Genomic DNA, 15,011 nt, shown 5'->3' on the forward strand with positions numbered 1-15,011 from the left:
GAGGAGCGCCATGCCCGCCGACGCCTCCGCGGCCGCCACCGACCGGCCCGAGCCGTCCGGTCCGGCCCACGCCGCGCGCCGGGAGGCCGGCGTAACCGTCCCCCCGCCCCGCTCCGCGCCCGCCGTCGAGGCCCATCCTGGCACGCCGGCCGAGCGCCGCCCCGTGCCGACCCCCGAACCGGCCGACGAGCGTCCGGCGGTCGCCGCGGACGACGGACCGGGCGCGGACGACGAGACCCCGGCCGCCGACGCCCCGGCCGGCGGGTCGGGCGAGCTGACCGAGCGGGAGCGGGCGATCCTCGCCTTCGAGCAGCGGTGGTGGCGGCACGCCGGGGCCAAGGAACAGGCGATCCGGGACACCTTCGGGCTTTCCGCGACCCGCTACTACCAGTTGCTCAACGCGCTGCTCGACCACCCGGCGGCGCTGGCCGCCGAACCGGTGCTGATCGGCCGGCTGCGTCGGTTGCGCTCCTCCCGGGCCCGCAACCGGCGGCGCTGACCGGTCGTCTCTCGCGTTGACGCCACCACGGGCGAACCGGCCGGCATGGCCGCCGCCGGTCCGGGTAGGCGGAGCGGCGACGGAGGGAGGGCGTCGATGGGGGCACCAGATCGCCGGTACGTGACCGGCAGCCGGCCGGCACGGCCGGTCGGGACGGCGCCGCTGATGCGGATGAGGTCCGCCTCCGACCCCGCACCCGGCAGGCTGGAGAACGAGGACGTGGTCTTCCGGTTCGGCCCGCTGGTCGGGGTCCTCGACGGCGCCACCGTGCCGGAGGGCTTCGACACCGGCTGCGTGCACGGGCCCGCCTGGTACGTCCGGCACCTGGCGGCCCGGATCGGCCTGGCCGTCGCGGCCCGGCCGGCGGCGACCCTGATGAGCAGCCTGGCCTCGGCGATCCTGGCGGTCCGTGCCGACCACGGCGACGAGTGCGACCTCGACCATCCGGGCACCCCGTCGTCCACGGTCTGCCTGCTCCGGGAGGGCGGCGACCAGGTGGACTACCTGGTGCTCTGCGACAGCCCGCTGGTGCTCGACACCGGCGACGAGATCAGCGTGGTCTCCGACGACCGGCTGGCCAGCGCGATGGCGGACCTGCGCCGGGCGGCCGACGCCCTGGCGGGGACCGACGTCGACCCGGTGACCCGATTCCGCCGTTCGGTGACCGTGCAGCGGGCGCGGATGAACCGGACCCATGGCTACTGGGTGGCCGCCAGCGATCCGGACGCCGCGTACCACGCGGTGACCGGGACGCTGCCGTTGCGCGGTCCGGGGGCGCTGCGGCGCGCGGTGCTGCTCAGCGACGGCGCGTCCTGCGCGGTGGACCAGTTCGGCCTGTTCGACTGGGCCGGGCTGCTGGACGTGACGGTCGCGGAGGGGCCGGAGGGGCTGATCGGCCGGGTCCGGGCCGCCGAGCGGGACACTCCGGAGCGGCTGCGCCGGCACAAGCGGACCGACGACGCGTCGGCGATCCTCTGCGAGTTCGATCCGGCCGGGTGAGCACGCTCACCCAGAACGATCCGGTCGGCTGACAACGCAGCGTGAGGCGGAACACCCCGGGGGTACGACCGGCCCATACCCTCGTCCGGACCGGCAGAACGGGCCCAAAGCGGTGGACTCAGGCCGGTACGGCGGGCAGACTGCGGCTCGTGACGGGAGCGGTACGACTGGAGCCGGTCGACGAGGGCAACCTGGAGCCGTTGCTCTCCGTAGCGGCTGCCGAGGCGGAGCCGGAGGACGTCATGCCTCCGGTGGAGGCCCCGGCCGGCTGGTCGCTGGCCCGTCGCGACGCGTTCCGCGAGTTCCACCGGGCCAGCTTCGGCGGCCTGGACGGCCCGACCCGCACCCGGATGTACGCCATCGTCGCAAGCGGTGAGGTGGTCGGCATGGTGCGGATGACCCGCTGCGCGGAGCCAGGGACGGTGGAGACCGGGATGTGGCTCGGTCGCTCCGCGCGGGGCCAGGGGCTCGGCGCGGCCGCCCTGCGCGAGTTGCTGAACGCCGCCGCGGCGGCCGGCATGCACACCGTCGTGGCCGAGACCACTCCGGAAAATCGCGGCGCGGTGGCGGTCCTGAAGAAATGCGGCGCGAAATTGCGCGAGAATGACGGAAAGGTGCGCGCGGAAATGTGTCTTGATTCTGCGCTTCCGACTCGCTGAAATTACTTCCTTGCCTTAAGGCAATTACCTCCTTTGCCCTGCTCGGCGCGGCGTGTCTGACCGCTTTGTGAGGTATATGCCTCGCCGTGGCCAGCTATCCGGTTCCATTGTGACGAGCCAGTCGGTACCACTCAGGAAATGTTTCGCGGGTGGCGGTACGGGTACTGCCCGCCGGGTCCGCTGATTCGGGACGCCGGTCGCAGGCCCATTTCCGCTGATCCCCGGTAGCTGTTTTCCGGGCCTGCTCCACGCAACAGGTGTCCGCTTCCGCCGGGGAGCGAAGGAGAACTGATGAAGAGTGGAGCTCGGATCGCCCTGGCGGTCGGCTTCGGATACGTCCTCGGCCGACGGAGGAAGCTGCGTACCGCCCTTATCCTGGCGGCCGCGGTGGCCGCCGGGCGGGCCAGCCAGCAGCCCGGCGGGCTGAAGAAGGTCGCCTCCGACCTGTTGAACGTGAACCCCCAACTGGGCAACCTCACCAAGCTGGGCGCCCCGCTCGCCACCGCTGGCAAGGCCGCGGCCACCGCCGCCGCCGGCAGCGGCATCGACGCGCTCAGCGGCAAGCTGCGCGGCAGCGCCGACGCGCTGCGCCGCACGCCCGGCATGGGCCGGCCGGAGGAGGAGCCGGAGACCGAGGAGCACTCGGCCCCGGACGAGGAGCAGGAACTCGACGAGCAGCCCGAGGCGTTCGACGACGAGGACCCGGACGTGCAGCCGGTCCCCGCGCGCCGGCGGCGGGGACGGGGACGGTGAGCATGGCCAGCAACAGTCTCACCGACAAGGCACGCGATCAGCTCGGCGGCGAGGTGCGCAACCTCGCCTCGGCGATCGGGGAGCGGGCCGTGCGGGTGGTGACCGAGCGGGTCACCGGCGCGGCCGGCCGGCTCAGCGAGTACGCCAAGCAGGGCGGCGGGCCCGGTCTGATCGCCGCCGCCACCGGTGCTCAGAAGCTCGCCGAGGGCGACTCCCCGATCAAGGCCATGTTCCATGCCGGCCTGGCCGGCGGTAAGGAGAAGTTGATGTCGGCGTTCGGCGGCGGTGGCAAGGGCGGCCAGGGCGGCGGCAAGAAGCTCAAGGTCACCAACATCGTCGAGGCGATCGAGGTCGGCGTGCCGGTACGGCTCGCCTACAACCAGTGGACGACGTTCGGCGACTTCCCGAGCTTCATGAAGAAGGTGGAGCAGGCCGACTTCGAGTCGGACGAGAAGGTGACCTGGAAGGCGCAGGTCTTCTGGTCGCACCGGAGCTGGGAGTCAACCGTCGTCCGGCAGATCCCGGACCGGCTCATCCACTGGCGGTCGAAGGGCGAGAAGGGCTGGGTCGACGGCACGGTCAGCTTCCACGAGATCGGCCCCGAGCTGACGAAGATCCTCGTGGTGCTGGAGTACCACCCGCAGGGCCTGTTCGAGCGCACCGGCAACCTGTGGCGGGCTCAGGGCCGGCGGGTGCGGCTGGAGCTGAAGCACTTCGTCCGGCACGTCATGACGCACACGGTGCTCGACCCGGACTCCGTCGAGGGCTGGCGCGGCGAGATCGAGGACGCCCAGGTGGTCAAGGACCACGAGACCGCGCTCCGGGAGGAACAGGAAGCCCGCGAGCAGCCGGGCCCCACCGAGGAGCGTGAGGAGGAACCGGAGGAGGAGCGCCGGCCCGCCGAGCGCGGCCGCCGCCGTCCGCCGCAACGCCGTCGTCCCCCGGAGGAGCAGGAGTACGACGCGTACGACGAGGGCGACGACTTCGACGACGAGGAGTACGCCGAGGAGCCAGCGGAAGAGGAGCAGCCGCCGCGCCGCCGGCAGCCCGAGCGGGCCCGCCGCCCCCGGGAGGACCGTGAGCCCCGTGAGGAGCGGGCCCGCCCGGCCCGCCGTATCCCCGAGACCCCGCGACGGCCGGTGGTCCGCCGCCGGCGAGAGGAGCGTGACCAGTGAGTATCGCCACGACGACAGGGCAGCCCGGCGGCGCGCTGGAACGTACTGGTGGTGGCGGCGGGGGCACCCTCGCCGACGTCATCGAGACGGTGCTGGACAAGGGCGTCGTGATCGACGCGCAGGTGTCGGTCGCCGTGGTCGGCATCCAGCTCCTGGAGATCAACGCCCGGATCGTGATCGCCAGCGTCGAGACGTACCTCCGGTTCGCCGAGATCGTCGACCGGCTGAGCATCACCCCGAAGGGCACGAAGGGCCTGCCGGACATCGTGGGCGACGCCGCCGGCGGCGCCACCAAGGGCAAGGCGATTTCCGGCCTCGGCAGGGCGGCCAAGGAGATCACCGGCGTGGTGGTGGATTCGCTGAGCGACCACGACGTCGACCGCCCGCGGCAGCGGCGTAGCTGGGAGGAGGAGCGCTGATGGCCGCGGAACGAGGTTTGTTCATCTACGGCATCGTGCCGTCCGACGTGGAGCCGACCCCCGACGCGGAGGGGGTCGGCAACCCGCCCGGCGAGGTCACCGCGATCCGGCACGGCGAGGTCGCCGCGCTGGTCAGCGAGGTCGGGTTGGCGGAGCCGATGGGCCGGCCGGCCGACCTGACCGCGTACGAGCGGCTGCTGGACGGCACGGCGGAGGTCGCGCCGGTGCTGCCGGTCCGGTTCGGCACGGTGGTGACCGGCGAGGACGCGGTGGGCGAACTGCTGGCGGCGCACCAGGAGCGGTTCGCCGCCGACCTGGCGGAGCTGGAGAACCGCCGGCAGTACACCGTGCACGGGCGCTTCGACGAGCAGGAGTTCATCGGCGAATTCCTGACCGAGAACCGCGCCGCCGCCGAGCTCGCCGATCAGGTGCGCGGCCGGCCGGAGGTGGAGAGCCGGGAGCAGCGGATCCGGCTCGGCGAGATGATCAGCCAAGCGGTCGAGCTGCGCCGGGAGGCGCAGAACGCCGCCCTGATCGACGCCGTGGGCCGGCACACGGTGGCGAACGCGCCGCGCCAGCCCAGCCACGAGCTGGACGCGGTGAACGTCGCCTTCCTGGTCGGCGCGGATGACGAGGAGGAGTTCATCCGGGCGGTGGAGGAGTTCGCCGAGCAGCGCCGGGAGCTGATCCGGATGCGGCTGCTCGGCCCGCTCGCCCCGTACGACTTCGTCGGCGCGCACCAGCTGGTGGAGTGACCCGTGGACATCCTCTGGGGACTGTTGACCCTGCCGTACGTCCCGGTGCGAGGGGTGACCGCGGTGGTCAAGGTGATCGCCCGGGAGGCGGAGTCGCAGCAGTACAGCCCGGTGAACATCCGGCGGGAGCTGGAGGAACTGGACCGGGCGGCGGCGGCCGGCGAGATCACGCCGGAGGAGCGCGACCGGGGCCAGGAGCGGATCCTGGCCCGGCTCACCCCGCCGGCCGGTGCCGCCGGCCGTACCTCCTCCCGGGGTACGGCCGGCACCCGCCGGCGGCCCGCTCGGCGGCGGCGCGCCGACCGTCCAGGTGAGCAGCGCCGCGGGCGAGGGAGATGAGATGACAGCAGAACGCATCCGCGGCGACGGAGGCCGCGACCGGGACGATCAGGTCGCCGGCCGGTACGTCGACGAGGACGAGTACGAGGAGATCACCGCAGCCGAGGCGGCCCGCGAGGGGCTGCGCCAGATCGCCGGGCTGACCGGCAAGGACCCACTGGGGGTCACCTCGATCGAGGCCACGGACGACGGCTGGCTGATCGGGGTGGAGGTGGTCGAGGACCACCGGATCCCCGCGTCGACCGACCTGCTCGGCCTCTACGAGGTGGAGCTGGACCTGGCCGGCAGCCTGCTCGGTTACCGGCGGACGCGCCGCTATCAGCGGGGCAAGGGGGACTGAGATGACGGTTGGGCGGACGCCTTCGGTGGTGCAGAACTCCGGTCAGGTGCTGCCGGCCGGGCACGAGCCGGCGAACCTGGGCGACATCCTCGAACGGGTCCTCGACCGGGGCATCGTCATCGCCGGTGACATCCGGGTCAGCCTGCTCGACATCGAGCTGCTGACGCTGAAGCTGCGGCTGGTCATCGCCTCCGTGGACACCGCGCGGCAGATCGGCATCGACTGGTGGGAGCACGACCCGTGGCTGAGCTCGCGGGCCCGCCCACCGGTCGAGCCGGGTCCGCGCGACCCCGAGGAGGTCGAGGCTTCCCGGCGGCCACGGGCGGCCGCCCGGGCCGAGAGGGAGGAGCGGGATGAGTACGACGGCTGAGCCGACCCCGACGACGCCGGGCGCCGGGACCGGGGTCTGGCTGCACGGCGTGGTCGCCGGGGACACCCCGCCGGCGCCGGCCGGGATCACCGGCATCGCCGGCACGCCGGTCCGGACGGTGGCCGCCGCCGGCCTGGCCGCCGTGGTCAGCGACGCCCCGCTGACCGAGTACGGCGAGGAGGCGCTGCGCCGCAACCTGGAGGACCTGGCCTGGCTGGAGCGGGCCGCCCGGGCGCATCACGCCGTGGTGGACGTGCTGTCCCGGGCCGGCGCGGTGGTGCCGGCCCGGCTCGCCACCGTGCACCGGGACGACGGCCGGGTGGCCCGGGTGCTGGTCGAGCGGCACGACGAACTCGCCGGCACGCTGGCCCGGCTCACCGGCCGTGAGGAGTGGGGCGTCAAGGGGTACGCGGTCCCCGGTGCGACGCCGCGCGCCGACGAACCGGCCGGTGCGGGCGGCGGGGCCGGTGCGGCGTACCTGCGGCGGCGCAAGGCCCAGCTCACCGCCCGGGAGGAGGGGCAGCGGATCGCCGCCGACGCGGCGGCCGCCGTGCACACCGCCCTCGCCGGGTACGCGGTGACCGCCCGCCGGCACGCCCCGCAGGACCGGCGGCTCTCCGGCGCGCCCACCCCGATGGTGCTCAACGGCGCCTACCTGGTCGACCGGGACCGGCTGGACGGCTTCGCCGCGCTGGTACGCGAACTGGGCGACCGGCACCCGGAGATCCGGCTGGAGCCGACCGGCCCCTGGCCGCCGTACTCCTTCGTGGCGGAACCCTCGGCGGAGCCGGCATGGGCGTGACCACGCTGGCGCCGAACAGCGCCGACGATCCGCTGACCTACCGGCCGGTGGCCCTGGTCGACCTGCTCGACCGGGTGCTCGCCACCGGGGTGGTGATCACCGGGGACATCACCCTGGCCATCGCCGACGTCGACCTGGTCCGCATCTCGCTGCGCGCCCTGATCGCCTCGGTGGGCGCGCTCGCCCCCGAGCCCGCCGCCCGGGACGGTGCGCCGTGACCGGCCGGGACGAGGCGGCCGAGCTGGCCGCGGCGCTGGGCGAGTCGCAGTGGCAGGCACCCCGGGTCCGGCCGCTGGACCGCCGGCTCGCCGTCGACCAGGACTCCGTCGAGCGCGGACTGGCCAGCCTGGTGCTCACCGTCGTCGAGCTGCTCCGGCAGCTGATGGAACGGCAGGCGGTGCGCCGGGTCGACCTCGGCGACCTCAGCGAGGAGCAGGTGGAGCGGATCGGCAGCACGCTGATGGCGCTGGAGGAGCAGATGACCCAGCTTCGCGAGTACTTCGGCCTGGCCCCCGAGGACCTCAACCTCGACCTCGGCCCCCTGGGCCCGCTTCTCCCCACGGACTGACCCCGGTCACCTGTCAGCGGTGGGTGGCGGCGTAGGCCTCGAGGTGGGCCAGTTGGGCGGGGTCGAGGGAGGGGCGGACGCGGGTGCGGGCCGCCGCCACGTGGACGGCGGTGACCGTGGTGGCGGTCAGCGATTCGCGCATCGCGGCGAGCGCCGCCTCGCGGACCAGCGCCGCGCAGTCGGCGGCCGAGAAGCCGGCCAGCTCCTCGCCGAGCGCGGCCAGGTCCACGTCGGAGGCGAGCGGGACGTCGCGGGACGCGGCGCGGAGGATCTCCGCCCGGGCCGGACCGTCCGGCGGCGGCACGTACACCAGGCGTTCCAGCCGCCCGGGGCGGAGCAGCGCCGGGTCGACCAGGTCGGGTCGGTTCGTCGCCCCGACCACCACCACGTTCCGTAGCGCCTCCACCCCGTCCAGCTCGGTCAGCAGCGCGGCGACCACCCGGTCGGTCGTACCCCCGTCGGTGGCCTGGCCGCGCACCGGGGCGAGGGCGTCCACCTCGTCCAGGAAGACGAGGGTGGGCGCGGCCTCACGGGCCCGGCGGAACAGTTCGCGGACCGCGCGCTCGCTCTCGCCCACCCACTTGGAGAGCAACTCCGCGCCCTTCACCGACAGCACGTTCGCCCGGCCGGAGCCGGCCAGGGCGGTGACCAGGTAGGTCTTGCCGCAGCCGGGCGGTCCGTAGAGCAGCACCCCGCGCGGCGGGGTCACGCCCAGCCGGGCGAAGGTGTCCGGGTAGGTCAGTGGCCAGAGCACCGACTCGGTCAACGTCTCCTTGACCTCGTGCAGCCCGCCGACGTCGTCGAGGGTGACCGAGGCCAGCTCCAGCGTGGACGCCGCCATCGTGGTGGGCCGGACCACCTCCAGTGCCGCGGTGAAGTCGGCCATCGCCACCGTCGGCGTCTCGGCCGCCTTCTGCCGCAGCGCCGCCCGCACCCCGGCCTCGCGGACCAGCGCGGCCAGGTCGGCGGCGACGAACCCCGGCGTACGCCCCGCGACCTCGTCCAGCCGGACGTCCTCGGCCAGCGGCACCTGCCGGGTGAGCACGGTCAACTGCTCCCGACGTAGCGCGTGGTCGGGCAGCGGCACGGTGATCCGTAGCGAGAGCAGGTCCGGGGCGCGCAGCGCGGGGTCCACCGCCTCGGGCCGGCCGGTGGTGCAGACCACGGCCGTACCGGCTCGGACCGTCTCGGCGACGACCTGCCGGAACACGGTGGCCAGCGGGCCGGGCTCGTCGGCCGGGGCCAGCGCCTCCACGTCGGTCACCAGCAGCACGGCGGGGCGGTTGGCGCGGACCACCTGGGCGGCCTCCCGCAGCCGGCGGGCCGCCGCGTCGTTGCTCAGCGCGGCCAGCTCGGGCGCCCAGACCGGCAACACCCGGGCGCGTACCCGGGCGGCGACCGCGCGGACCAGCGCCGACTTGCCCGAGCCGGCCGGCCCGCTGAGCAGCACGCCGAGCGAGACCTCGGTAGCGAGCCGGCTCAGCACCTCCCGGTGGTGGAAGCCCAGGTCGAGCAGTTCGGTCAGCTGCTCGGCCTGGGACCGCAGCCCGGGCAGCTCGTCCACGTCCGGCGCGTCCTCGGGGCCGACCAGACCGACGGCCGCGGCGACCGGCCGGGCACCGTCCGGGCCGGCCGGCGCACCCGATCCGGTCGCCGGTGTCGGGCCCGCCCAGCCGGTGGGGGAGGCGGTGCCCGGGGTCGGGCCGGTCGACCGGGCCGCCCCGGTGGTGGCCGGCCCGTGCTCCCAGCCGACCACGGTGTCCATGGTGACCAGCGCACCCGTTTCCGGCTCGGCCGCGACCACGGTGAGCAGGGTGCTCGTCCAGGCGTACCCGACGGAGTTGGCGAGGCTGCGGCGCGCGGCCTCGACCAGCCCGCGGACCGAGGCGTCGGGGAGCACGTCCTGGGGCAGCAGCGACACGTCGTCCCCGGCGGTGACCACCTTGCCGAGCAGGGCGAGACGGAGCATCTCCGGGGAGACCGCGGCGACCACCCCGACCGGCCCGGCCAGGGTCACCCGGCGGGCCGGAGTGACCGGCAGGGGGCTCACCGTCACCTGGCCGCCGTCCCTGATGCCGAGGTTGCCGAGCAGCAGGTCGTCGGCGTAGAGCAGGGCGGTGCTCGCCGTCGGCTCGGCCGCCGCCACGACACCGGCGGTCACCCGGCGGGCGGCCAGCCGGACCGGGTCGCCGGGGCGCAGCGCCAGCGCGGTCAGCACCTCGGGGTGCAGGCGGACGACGCCCCGCCGGGCGTCCAGCGCCGCCGGCCGCAGGCTCGCGGTGAGGGTCAGGTCGGGTTCCGCCACCCGCCCGACAGTAGCCGCCGGCACCACCTGGTGGCCGCAGCGTGTCCCGCCGGCTCAGCGCCCGACCCGTACCTCCGCGCCTGACCAGGCGACCCGCAGCGGGTACGCCTGCCCGCCCTGCTCCACCCGCAGGGTCACCGCCAGCCCGGGGTGCTCGGCGACCACCTGGCGGACCGCCTCGGCGATCTCCCGGACCGGATCCCGCTGCTCGGGGCGGGTCCCCCCGCGCAGCCGGTACGCGCCGTACCCGTCCCGCCCGGTCGGTGCCGCCACGGCACCGTCCTCGCCGCGGCCGGGCTCGTCCCCGGGCGCCGCCCCTCGGCGGCGCAGCGCGTCCTCGCGGCGCGCCAGCCGGGCCAGTGTGTCGTCCAGGTCTCCCCTCATCGGTGGACGGCGTCCCTCAGCTCGGCGATCAGCTTGGGGCTCAGCGCCCCGCCCGCCCGGCCGGCGAAGAGCGTCATCTCGTACGCCACGGTGCCGAGGTTCGCCGAGCGGTCGGCGACCACCCCGAGCACCGAACCGCTGCTGATCGCGCTGATCAGCAGGTAGCCGTCGGTCATGTCCACGATCACCCGGTTGAGGCCGCCCAGCGAGTACCAGTTGGCGGCGCCGCCGGCGAGGCTGGTCATGCCGGAGACCACCGCGGCGAGCCGCTCCGCGTTGGACCGGTCCTTGCTGGCGGACATCGCCATCAGCAGCCCGTCCGCGGAGACCGCGATCGCCTCGATGACCCCGGCCGTGCTGGAGGTGAACGAGTCGAGCAGCCAGTTGAAGGTGCGCGCCTCCGGGCTGAGTTCGGTGCTGTTCCGGGCGACGTTGTCGTGCAGGAAGGGGCTGGTCACCGTGGGCGGTCCTCTTCGTAACGGCGGTCTGGACTGACGTCGCGCGGGGCGACGGTCATGGTCTGTCTCCTGCGGCGACGGCGGGTGACGCTCCGGTGGCCGGCAGTCGCCGTACGCGGTCCCGTTCACCGGACCGGAAATTAGCCGACCGCGTCCGGGTATGACCGCCGGCGTCGAGTCGGCTTCGCGTCAGTTCGGGCCGGGTCACCTGGCGCTGATCGTTCCGACACACAGCGTCCCGGGTGGTCGTCGGGATGCCCGGATCGGCGGTGATTCGCGAGCGTAGATGTGAATTCGCGGAATTCGAATTCATGCCACTGAGATACCTCTTTACCGTCGGCGGTCGACGGACGTCGCGCACCGAACGGTGCAACCGGACGGACGTACGGCGGATCTCAGGCGACGCTCAGGTTCCGGGCCGTACCGTGTGCCGCATGAGATCACCGCTGGACGCTGCCCGGCGTGCCCTGGGCACCCGCCGTCGCCGGGTCGTCGCCGCGACGGTGGTGGTGGTCCTGGCGGCCGCCGCCGTGGCCTGGGCGGCCCGGCCGCAGCGACCCGGCTTCCGGGCCGAGTCGGCCGTGGTGACCGTCCGGTCCGGACCGGACGGGAACCAGCCGGTCGACCTGGACACCACGCTCTACCTGCCCGAGGACGCCTCGTCCGGGCACCGGGTGCCGGCCGTCCTGCTGGCGCACGGCTTCGGCGGCACCAAGGAGTCGGTGCGCACCGACGCCGAGGACCTGGTCGCCCAGGGGTACGCGGTGCTCACCTGGACTGCCCGCGGGTTCGGCCGCAGCGGCGGCGAGATCCACCTGGACAGCCCGGACTACGAGGTACGGGACGCATCCCGGCTGCTCGACCGGCTCGCCGCCCGCCCGGACATCCGCCTCGACGCCGCCGGCGACCCCCGGGTGGGGGTGGTCGGCGGCTCGTACGGCGGCGGCCTGGCGCTGCTGCTGGCCGCCCAGGACCCCCGGGTCGACGCGATCGTCCCCATGATCACCTGGAACGACCTGTCCCGGGCGTTCCTGCCGGAGAGCACCGGCCGGGCGCCCACCGACGGTGTGTTCAAGAAGGGCTGGGCCGGCATCTTCTTCGGCGGCGGCGGGAACGCGGGCTCCGGTCCGTCCGGCGTCTCCGGCAGCACCGCCGGCCAGCCCGAGGGCGCACCCGCCTCGGCCGGCGCGCCCAGCCCACAGCCCGGCGCCGGGCCCGGCACCGGCCCCGGCCGGGCCCCCGGCGGCGCGGCCGACCCGGCCTGCGGCCGGTTCGCCGCCGAGGTCTGCGCCGCGTACCTGCGGATCGCCACCACCGGCCGGGCCGACCAGGCGGCGGTGGACCTGCTCCGGCGGTCCTCCCCGGCCGGCGTGCTGGACCGGATCAAGGCCCCCACCCTGCTGGTGCAGGGGGAGGCGGACACCCTCTTCCCGCTCACCGAGGCGGACGCCAACGCGCGCGGCATCGCCGCCGCCGGCACCCCGGTCCGGGTCGCCTGGTTCACCGGCGGCCACGACGGCGGCGCGGGACCCACGTCCGATTCGGACCGGGTGAAGTTCCTGACCGCGCAGTGGCTCGACCACTACGTCAAGGGCGAGGGCGCGGCACCCGGCCAGGGCTTCACCTTCTCCCGGATCGCCGGGTTCGACGCGCTCGACCGAGGCCTGGTGGCCACCGGCTACAAGATCACCGACTATCCGGGGGTGACCGGGCAGTCCCGCCGGGACGTCGCGCTGAGCGGCCCGGCCCAGATGGTCGCCAACCCGCCCAACGGGAACCCGGGGGCGATCTCCTCGGTGCCGTTCGCCGGGGCGCTCGGCTCCCTGGTGAGCGGGGTTGCCGGCGACATCCCCGGCCAGCACGCCCGGTTCGAGTCCGCCCCGCTGGACGAGCCGGTCGACGTGGTCGGCGCGCCGACCGTGCGGATCCGGGCGGCCTCACCCACCGGCGAGGCGGTGCTGTTCGTCAAGCTCTACGACGTCGACCCGAAGGGCGCGGCCACCCTGCCCGACGGCCTGGTCGCCCCGGTCCGGCTCACCGGCCTGCCGCGTACCGTCGAGGCCGCCCAGCCGGTCGCCGTGACCCTGCCGGCCATCGTCCGGCGGATCGAGGCCGGGCACCGGCTGCGGCTCGTGGTCGCCACCTCCGACCAGGCGTACGCCACCCCGGCCGAGCCGGCCGTCTACCAGGTGGCCCTGGGCGACGGGCCGTTGGCGGTGCCCACCGTCGACGCCCAGCCGATCCCCACCTCGGCCGCGATCTGGCGCTGGGTGCTGGCCGGGTTGCTCGCCGCCATCGCGGTCGGGCTCCTGGTGGTCGTCCTGGTCGTCCGCCGCCGGCACCGCCGCCAGGACAGCTCCGTCCACCCGGAGTACGCGGACGTCCCGCTCGCCGTCCGGGAACTGCGCAAGGAGTACGCGGACGGCTTCGTCGCCGTCTCCCACGTCGACTTCGAGGTGCACCCCGGTCAGGTCGTCGGCCTGCTCGGCCCGAACGGTGCCGGCAAGACCACCACCCTGCGGGTGCTGATGGGGCTGACCCAGCCCACCGCCGGTGAGATCTACGTGTTCGGGCACCGGCTGGTGCCCGGCTCGCCGGTGCTCTCCCGGATCGGCGCGCTGGTGGAGGGGCCCGGCTTCCTGCCGCACCTGTCCGGCCTGGACAACCTGAAGGCGTACTGGCGGGCGACCGGGCGGCCGTGGGCGGACGCGCACTTCGACGAGGCGCTGGAGATCGCCGGGCTGGGCTCGTCGGTCAACCGGAGGACGAAGAACTACAGCCACGGCATGCGCCAGCGGCTGGCCATCGCGCAGGCCATGCTCGGCCTGCCCGAGCTGCTGGTGCTCGACGAGCCGACGGACGGCCTGGACCCGCCGCAGATCGCCGAGATGCGCCGGGTGCTCCGGCGGTACGCCACCGATGGCCGGGCGGTGCTCGTCTCCAGCCACCTGCTGGCCGAGGTGGAGCAGACCTGCACCCACGCGGTGGTGGTGAACAAGGGCCGGATCGTCGCCTCGGGCCCGGTCGAGGAGATCGTCGGCGAGTCGCCGAGCGTGCTGTTCGACGTGAGCGACCCGGACGCCGCCCGGACCGTGCTCGACCGGCTGACCGGCGTACGGGTGCTGCCCGACGGCGACGGCGGGCTGGTGGTGGACACCAACGGCACCGCCCGCAGCGAGGTGGTGGCCGAGCTGGTCCGGGCCGGCATCGGAGTGGACCGGGTGGTGCCCCGGCGCCGCCTGGAGGACGCGTTCCTCGCCCTGGTCGGCGAGAACTCTCGGGGAAGCGGGGACCGGTGATGGGACAGTCGACCTCGGTGGGCGCGGTGGCCCGGGCCGGCGCGGCGGCGGGCTACCGGCCCGCCGCGACGCTGCCCTTCCTGGCCGAGTTCCGCCGGCAGGCGTCCCGGCGGCGGACCCAGCTCACGCTGGGGTTCATGGTGCTGCTGCCGTTGATCATCCTGGTCGCGTTCGAGTTCAACTCCGGCAACGCGGACCGGAACCGGAACAACGAGTTCGGCAGCCTGGTGGACCTGGCCACCGGGGGCGGGTTGAACTTCACCCTCTTCGCGCTCTTCGTCTCCTCGTCCTTCCTGCTGGTCGTGGTGGTGGCGCTGTTCTGCGGGGACACGGTGGCGAGCGAGGCGAGCTGGGGCAGCCTGCGCTACCTGCTGGCGATCCCGGTGCCCCGGGCCCGGCTGCTGGCGGTGAAGCTGCTGGTGGCGCTCGCGTACTCGGCGCTGGCCCTGCTGCTGCTCTTCGGCACCGCGCTGCTCGCCGGCACCCTCCGGTACGGCTGGTCCCCGCTGCGCAGCCAGGTCGCCGCCGAACTGTCCCCGGCCGACGGGCTGGTCCGCCTGTTCGCCGTGCTCGGCTATCTGGCCGTCGTCCTGCTGGTGGTGGCCGGCCTGGCGTTCCTGCTCTCGGTGACCACGGACGCGGCGCTCGGCGCGGTCGGCGGGGCGGTGCTGCTCTGGATCCTCTCCAGCATCCTGGACCAGATCACCGCGCTGGGCGGGCTGCGCGCGCTGCTGCCCACCCACTACAGCAGCGCCTGGCTGGGGCTGCTGTCCACCCCGGTGCAGACCGACGACGTGGTACGCGGCGCCGTCTCGGCGATCGTCTACGCCACCCTGTTCTGGAGCCTCGCCTTCTGGCGCTTCACCCGCAAGGACGTCACCAGCTGA

At 74.5% G+C, this 15,011-nt stretch carries 18 protein-coding genes; 15 read left to right on the plus strand and 3 right to left on the minus strand.

What is annotated here, in order from left to right:
- The first annotated feature begins 10 nt into the window (after positions 1–10).
- The 13 genes from ONA70_RS03800 (at position 11) to ONA70_RS03860 (ending at position 7,678) form a co-directional block, all read left to right on the plus strand.
- Complete coding sequence (locus ONA70_RS03800) at positions 11–499, plus strand: DUF3263 domain-containing protein (protein WP_265004915.1); 489 nt, start codon at positions 11–13, stop codon at positions 497–499.
- 96 nt (positions 500–595) lie between these two features.
- Entirely contained in the window at positions 596–1,498 is a 903-nt protein-coding gene (locus tag ONA70_RS03805) for a hypothetical protein (RefSeq protein WP_265004916.1), read from the plus strand.
- Positions 1,499–1,647: 149 nt separating this feature from the next.
- Positions 1,648–2,157, plus strand: coding sequence for a GNAT family N-acetyltransferase (locus ONA70_RS03810; RefSeq protein ID WP_265004917.1), 510 nt, complete (start codon positions 1,648–1,650; stop codon positions 2,155–2,157).
- Between the two features lie 291 nt (positions 2,158–2,448).
- Positions 2,449–2,910, plus strand: a complete 462-nt coding sequence (locus tag ONA70_RS03815; RefSeq protein ID WP_265004918.1) for a hypothetical protein — start codon at positions 2,449–2,451, stop codon at positions 2,908–2,910.
- 2 nt (positions 2,911–2,912) lie between these two features.
- A complete protein-coding gene (locus ONA70_RS03820) occupies positions 2,913–4,085 on the plus strand; it encodes an SRPBCC family protein (protein ID WP_265004919.1) in 1,173 nt (390 codons plus the stop codon).
- Complete coding sequence (gene gvpJ / locus ONA70_RS37125) at positions 4,082–4,504, plus strand: gas vesicle protein GvpJ (protein ID WP_265004920.1); 423 nt, start codon at positions 4,082–4,084, stop codon at positions 4,502–4,504. Before ONA70_RS03820 ends, gvpJ (ONA70_RS37125) begins: the two co-directional genes overlap by 4 nt.
- On the plus strand, positions 4,504–5,259 hold the full coding sequence (locus ONA70_RS03830; RefSeq protein WP_265004921.1) for a GvpL/GvpF family gas vesicle protein: 756 nt from the start codon (positions 4,504–4,506) through the stop codon (positions 5,257–5,259). Before gvpJ (ONA70_RS37125) ends, ONA70_RS03830 begins: the two co-directional genes overlap by 1 nt.
- Before the next feature lie 3 nt (positions 5,260–5,262).
- Complete coding sequence (locus tag ONA70_RS03835; RefSeq protein WP_265004922.1) at positions 5,263–5,598, plus strand: gas vesicle protein GvpG; 336 nt, start codon at positions 5,263–5,265, stop codon at positions 5,596–5,598.
- 1 nt (position 5,599) lies between these two features.
- On the plus strand, positions 5,600–5,938 hold the full coding sequence (locus tag ONA70_RS03840) for a gas vesicle protein GvpO (RefSeq protein WP_265004923.1): 339 nt from the start codon (positions 5,600–5,602) through the stop codon (positions 5,936–5,938).
- Position 5,939: 1 nt separating this feature from the next.
- On the plus strand, positions 5,940–6,308 hold the full coding sequence (gene gvpJ / locus ONA70_RS37130) for a gas vesicle protein GvpJ (RefSeq protein WP_265004924.1): 369 nt from the start codon (positions 5,940–5,942) through the stop codon (positions 6,306–6,308).
- Positions 6,292–7,110 carry a GvpL/GvpF family gas vesicle protein gene (locus ONA70_RS03850; protein ID WP_265004925.1) on the plus strand — a complete coding sequence of 273 codons (819 nt, stop codon included), beginning with the start codon at positions 6,292–6,294 and terminating at the stop codon, positions 7,108–7,110. Before gvpJ (ONA70_RS37130) ends, ONA70_RS03850 begins: the two co-directional genes overlap by 17 nt.
- Positions 7,101–7,328, plus strand: a complete 228-nt coding sequence (locus ONA70_RS03855) for a gas vesicle protein (RefSeq protein WP_265004926.1) — start codon at positions 7,101–7,103, stop codon at positions 7,326–7,328. Before ONA70_RS03850 ends, ONA70_RS03855 begins: the two co-directional genes overlap by 10 nt.
- A complete protein-coding gene (locus tag ONA70_RS03860; protein WP_265004927.1) occupies positions 7,325–7,678 on the plus strand; it encodes a gas vesicle protein K in 354 nt (117 codons plus the stop codon). The genes ONA70_RS03855 and ONA70_RS03860 overlap by 4 nt, the downstream gene beginning before the upstream one ends.
- A 13-nt stretch (positions 7,679–7,691) precedes the next feature.
- On the opposite strand, the gene ONA70_RS03865 is transcribed toward ONA70_RS03860, so the two are convergent.
- The 3 genes from ONA70_RS03865 to ONA70_RS03875 are packed head-to-tail and all read right to left on the minus strand — an operon-like array spanning position 7,692 to position 10,825.
- The gene (locus tag ONA70_RS03865; RefSeq protein WP_265004928.1) at positions 7,692–9,983 is read right to left on the minus strand and encodes an AAA family ATPase; all 2,292 of its coding nucleotides are present in this window, start codon (positions 9,981–9,983) and stop codon (positions 7,692–7,694) included.
- Between the two features lie 54 nt (positions 9,984–10,037).
- Positions 10,038–10,367 carry a hypothetical protein gene (locus ONA70_RS03870; protein ID WP_265004929.1) on the minus strand — a complete coding sequence of 110 codons (330 nt, stop codon included), beginning with the start codon at positions 10,365–10,367 and terminating at the stop codon, positions 10,038–10,040.
- Complete coding sequence (locus tag ONA70_RS03875) at positions 10,364–10,825, minus strand: roadblock/LC7 domain-containing protein (RefSeq protein ID WP_265004930.1); 462 nt, start codon at positions 10,823–10,825, stop codon at positions 10,364–10,366. The genes ONA70_RS03870 and ONA70_RS03875 overlap by 4 nt, the downstream gene beginning before the upstream one ends.
- A 434-nt stretch (positions 10,826–11,259) precedes the next feature.
- On the opposite strand from ONA70_RS03875, the gene ONA70_RS03880 reads away from it, so the two are divergent.
- Positions 11,260–14,124 carry an alpha/beta fold hydrolase gene (locus ONA70_RS03880; RefSeq protein ID WP_265004931.1) on the plus strand — a complete coding sequence of 955 codons (2,865 nt, stop codon included), beginning with the start codon at positions 11,260–11,262 and terminating at the stop codon, positions 14,122–14,124.
- Complete coding sequence (locus ONA70_RS03885) at positions 14,124–15,011, plus strand: ABC transporter permease (protein ID WP_265004932.1); 888 nt, start codon at positions 14,124–14,126, stop codon at positions 15,009–15,011. Before ONA70_RS03880 ends, ONA70_RS03885 begins: the two co-directional genes overlap by 1 nt.

This window comes from Micromonospora yasonensis (assembly GCF_026013475.1).
GTDB classification, from domain to species: Bacteria; Actinomycetota; Actinomycetes; order Mycobacteriales; family Micromonosporaceae; genus Micromonospora; species Micromonospora yasonensis.

What these genes read in the sequence shown, in the direction of transcription:
- ONA70_RS03800 (WP_265004915.1), top strand. Translation starts at nt 11, where the DNA reads ATGCCCGCCGACGCCTCCGCGGCCGCCACCGACCGGCCCGAGCCGTCC.
- ONA70_RS03805 (WP_265004916.1), top strand. Translation starts at nt 596, where the DNA reads ATGGGGGCACCAGATCGCCGGTACGTGACCGGCAGCCGGCCGGCACGG.
- ONA70_RS03815 (WP_265004918.1), top strand. Translation starts at nt 2,449, where the DNA reads ATGAAGAGTGGAGCTCGGATCGCCCTGGCGGTCGGCTTCGGATACGTC.
- ONA70_RS03820 (WP_265004919.1), top strand. Translation starts at nt 2,913, where the DNA reads ATGGCCAGCAACAGTCTCACCGACAAGGCACGCGATCAGCTCGGCGGC.
- ONA70_RS03830 (WP_265004921.1), top strand. Translation starts at nt 4,504, where the DNA reads ATGGCCGCGGAACGAGGTTTGTTCATCTACGGCATCGTGCCGTCCGAC.
- ONA70_RS03840 (WP_265004923.1), top strand. Translation starts at nt 5,600, where the DNA reads ATGACAGCAGAACGCATCCGCGGCGACGGAGGCCGCGACCGGGACGAT.
- gvpJ (WP_265004924.1), top strand. Translation starts at nt 5,940, where the DNA reads ATGACGGTTGGGCGGACGCCTTCGGTGGTGCAGAACTCCGGTCAGGTG.
- ONA70_RS03850 (WP_265004925.1), top strand. Translation starts at nt 6,292, where the DNA reads ATGAGTACGACGGCTGAGCCGACCCCGACGACGCCGGGCGCCGGGACC.
- ONA70_RS03855 (WP_265004926.1), top strand. Translation starts at nt 7,101, where the DNA reads ATGGGCGTGACCACGCTGGCGCCGAACAGCGCCGACGATCCGCTGACC.
- ONA70_RS03870 (WP_265004929.1), bottom strand. Translation starts at nt 10,367, where the DNA reads ATGAGGGGAGACCTGGACGACACACTGGCCCGGCTGGCGCGCCGCGAG.
- ONA70_RS03880 (WP_265004931.1), top strand. Translation starts at nt 11,260, where the DNA reads ATGAGATCACCGCTGGACGCTGCCCGGCGTGCCCTGGGCACCCGCCGT.
- ONA70_RS03885 (WP_265004932.1), top strand. Translation starts at nt 14,124, where the DNA reads ATGGGACAGTCGACCTCGGTGGGCGCGGTGGCCCGGGCCGGCGCGGCG.